Raw genomic sequence first — 3,286 nt, 5'->3', positions numbered from 1 at the left:
CGGCAAAGTTGGTGTCTTTCACTGTTTCGCCGTTTTCATATTGCTTGATTTGCCGCGCCAAGTCGGGACGGATAACCGCGCCGCGCCCGAGCATCACGCTGTTGCAGCCGCTGACGGTTTTAATATCGAGATAGTCTTGAAGGCTGAACACATCGCCGTTTGCAGTAACGGGAATATTGACTGCATCGTGGATTTTGCGCACCCATTCCCAATGTGCCGGCGGTTCGTAGCCTTCGACTTTGGTGCGCGCATGGACGGTTAACGCGCAGGCGCCGCCGTTTTCAATTGCGGAAGCGCATTCCAATGCCAGATTTTTGTCTTCATAACCGAGCCGCATCTTGGCAGTCAGCGGAATGTGTTCCGGCAGGCGTTGGCGCAGGGTGTGGACGATGTGGTAAATCAAGTCGGGCTCTTTGAGCAAGACCGCGCCGCCTTTGTGTTTATTGACCGTCGGCGCGGGGCAGCCGAAGTTGAGGTCGATTTTGTCCGCACCGAAACGCACGGCTTCCAAAGCATTGACGGCCATGTTTTCCGCATCGCTGCCCAAAAGTTGGACAGTACAGGGCGTGCCGGCCGGCGTGCGGTTGGCATGGGCGATTTCGGGAACATATTTAAGCCAAGTGGCGCGTGAGTGGACCGTGTGCGTAATGCGGACAAATTCGCTGACGCATTCGTCAAATCCGCCGATGCGCGTCAACAAGTCGCGCATCACATCGTCCACCAGCCCCTGCATAGGGGCAAGAATAAGCTGCATGAGTCAGGCCGTCTGAAAAAAGGAGGGCATATTGTAGCGGTATATCGGTTAAAATACACTCTTAAATCATGTTTTGCCTAACTTAGAATGAATCCCATAAATTTTATTTACACAAAATTTTGCTAGTTTGTAGGTAAATTGGGAGTCATACCATTAAGGATAATTATGAATTCAACTATTAGCTTGCTTATCCTCGCCAAAAATGAGGAAAAAAATATTGGGGAGTGCATTAAAAGCTGTACTTTTGCCAATGAAGTTATTGTTATTGATGATCATAGTAATGATGAAACTCCTATAATTGCTGAAAGTTTAGGAGCTAAGGTAATTACTAGAGATATGAATGGAGATTGGGGAAAACAACAAACGTTTGCGATAGAGCAGGCAAAATCAGATTGGATTTTTTTTATTGATGCTGATGAACGTTGTACGCCAGAGTTGTGTAAAGAAATTGAAGAGGTTGTTGCGCAAGGACAGCCTTTTGGTTATTGGGTAAAACGTCTTAATCATTTTCAACGGAAATTAGTACGTCATGGTTCTTTAAGTCCTGATTGGGTTTGCAGGTTGATGCCAAGAATAGGTAGTTATGTAGAAGGGGTTGTACATCCTAAAATAGTCCATCAGCATGGTAATAAGAAGCTTCGAGCTCCTATGCTTCACTACACTTATGAAACATGGGAACAATATTTGAGAAAGATGAATCAATACTCTACGCTTGCAGCTGAAAAGTATAAGCAAGAGGGTAAGGCTAGCCGTCCATTTTTTGATTTGATTTTGCGACCATTATTCGCTTTTATTAAAATGTATTTTTTAAAGAGAGGATTTTTGGATGGGATGCTGGGCTATACTCTGTGTAAAAACTATGCAAACTATACAATGAATAAATATGTGAAATTAAAGTACCTTCTTTCGAAAAAATAGGTGTTAAGTATTAGATAAGACTGAGAGTTCATTTAAGAATGAAGATATATTTATTTGGGTAAAAAATGGTTACATTGTTTAGGGTGTTTTGTAATTCCAACTATTTGTAATTTTATTTCGGCCAAGGCCGGATTTTGGGAGTTGTTATGTCAACTATGTTTTTTATTCAGTTTGCCATTGTGCTGCTGTGTATCCTGATTGGTGCGCAGGTTGGCGGTATTGGTTTGGGCGTGCTCGGCGGTATCGGCTTGGCCGTATTGTCTTTTGGTTTCCACCTTCAGCCGACCAGCCCGCCGATTGATGTGATGCTGATGATTATGGCGGTAGTGTCTGCGGCTGCGGCGATGCAGGCTAGCGGTGGTTTGGACTATATGATTAAGATTGCCACGCGCGTGTTGCACCGCAATCCGAAATACATCACCTTTATCGCGCCGGCGGTGACTTATACCTTTACCGTGTTGGCAGGTACGGGCCATGTGGCTTACTCGGTCTTGCCCGTTATTGCCGAAGTCAGCCGTCGCAATGGCATCCGTCCTTCCCGTCCGCTGACGATGGCGGTTATCGCTTCCCAATTTGCGATTGTTGCCAGCCCGATTGCCGCCGCGGTTGTTGCCTGCGTCACCATGCTTGAGCCGCAACACATCACGATGGCGGATGTGTTGAAAGTAACTGTTCCGTCCACGATTTTGGGTATCGGTTTGGCTTGCGTGTTCGTAAACAAACTGGGCAAAGAATTGAAAGACGATCCGCATTATCAGGCTTTGCTGAAAGACCCGAATTATGTGAAAGAATACATCGATGTGGAGGAACAACAAACCGATGTCGCTATTTCGCCGAAAGCCAAATTGTCGGTCGGTATTTTCTTGACTGCGGCATTGCTGGTGGTCGTGATGGGTGCGCTGCCTGAGCTGCGCCCGGCTTTTGAACACGATGGCGCAATCAAGCCTATGGGTATGGCGCATACGATTGAAATCGTGATGTTGTCTGCTTCTGCGCTGATTATTCTGGCGTGTAAACCCAATGGCGATGCGATTACCCGAGGTTCGGTATTCCATGCCGGTATGCGTGCCGTGATTGCGGTATTTGGCGTGGCTTGGTTGGGCGATACCTTGATGAACGGCCACTTAACAGAAGTGGAATCGACCGTCAGCCATTTGGTTGAATCTGCACCATGGACCTTTGCCTTTGCCCTGTTTGTCTTGTCGGTATTGGTCAATAGCCAAGGCGCGACAGTGGCAACGCTATTTCCAATCGCCATCAAACTGGGTATTCCTGCGCCCATCATTATCGGCACATTCGTTGCGGTAAACGGTTATTTCTTCATTCCGAACTACGGCCCGATTATTGCCGCTATCGACTTCGATACAACCGGCTCGACCAAAATCGGCAAATTTATCTTCAACCACAGCTTCATGATTCCGGGCCTGTTGAGCATGGCATTTAGTCTGGCTTTCGGTTTGTTGTTGGTTCAACTGTATTATTGATAGGCTGAAAAATGAAGGCCGTCTGAAATTAAATTTCAGACCGCCTTTTTGATATTGTTATTCGAGAGCTTAATTGCAGTATTTATTGACGTCGTTTTTGTATTGTTTAATCAGGCTGTCGCGATTGGCC

The 3,286-nt window shown here is 46.4% G+C and carries 3 protein-coding genes; 2 read left to right on the top strand and 1 reads right to left on the bottom strand.

All coding sequences use genetic code 11. The features are described 5' to 3' along the window. Positions 1-754 (bottom strand): tRNA-dihydrouridine synthase family protein (locus Q1M25_RS09160; protein ID WP_300483983.1); only part of this gene is annotated, 754 nt, incomplete at its 3' end. Between the two features lie 165 nt (positions 755-919). Between Q1M25_RS09160 and Q1M25_RS09155 the strand changes: the two genes are divergently transcribed. Further along, a complete protein-coding gene (locus Q1M25_RS09155) occupies positions 920-1,672 on the top strand; it encodes a glycosyltransferase family 2 protein (protein WP_150537471.1) in 753 nt (250 codons plus the stop codon). Positions 1,673-1,827: 155 nt separating this feature from the next. Next, on the top strand, positions 1,828-3,156 hold the full coding sequence (locus tag Q1M25_RS09150) for an anaerobic C4-dicarboxylate transporter family protein (protein ID WP_188209555.1): 1,329 nt from the start codon (positions 1,828-1,830) through the stop codon (positions 3,154-3,156). Positions 3,157-3,286 lie beyond the last annotated feature (130 nt).

The sequence above is a fragment of the uncultured Neisseria sp. genome (assembly GCF_951230505.1).
Classification (GTDB): Bacteria; Pseudomonadota; Gammaproteobacteria; order Burkholderiales; family Neisseriaceae; genus Neisseria.
This window is presented reverse-complemented; position numbering and strand designations above follow the sequence as displayed.

Coding starts and splice junctions, on each gene's coding strand:
- Q1M25_RS09155 (WP_150537471.1), top strand. CDS start 920: ATGAATTCAACTATTAGCTTGCTTATCCTCGCCAAAAATGAGGAAAAA.
- Q1M25_RS09150 (WP_188209555.1), top strand. CDS start 1,828: ATGTTTTTTATTCAGTTTGCCATTGTGCTGCTGTGTATCCTGATTGGT.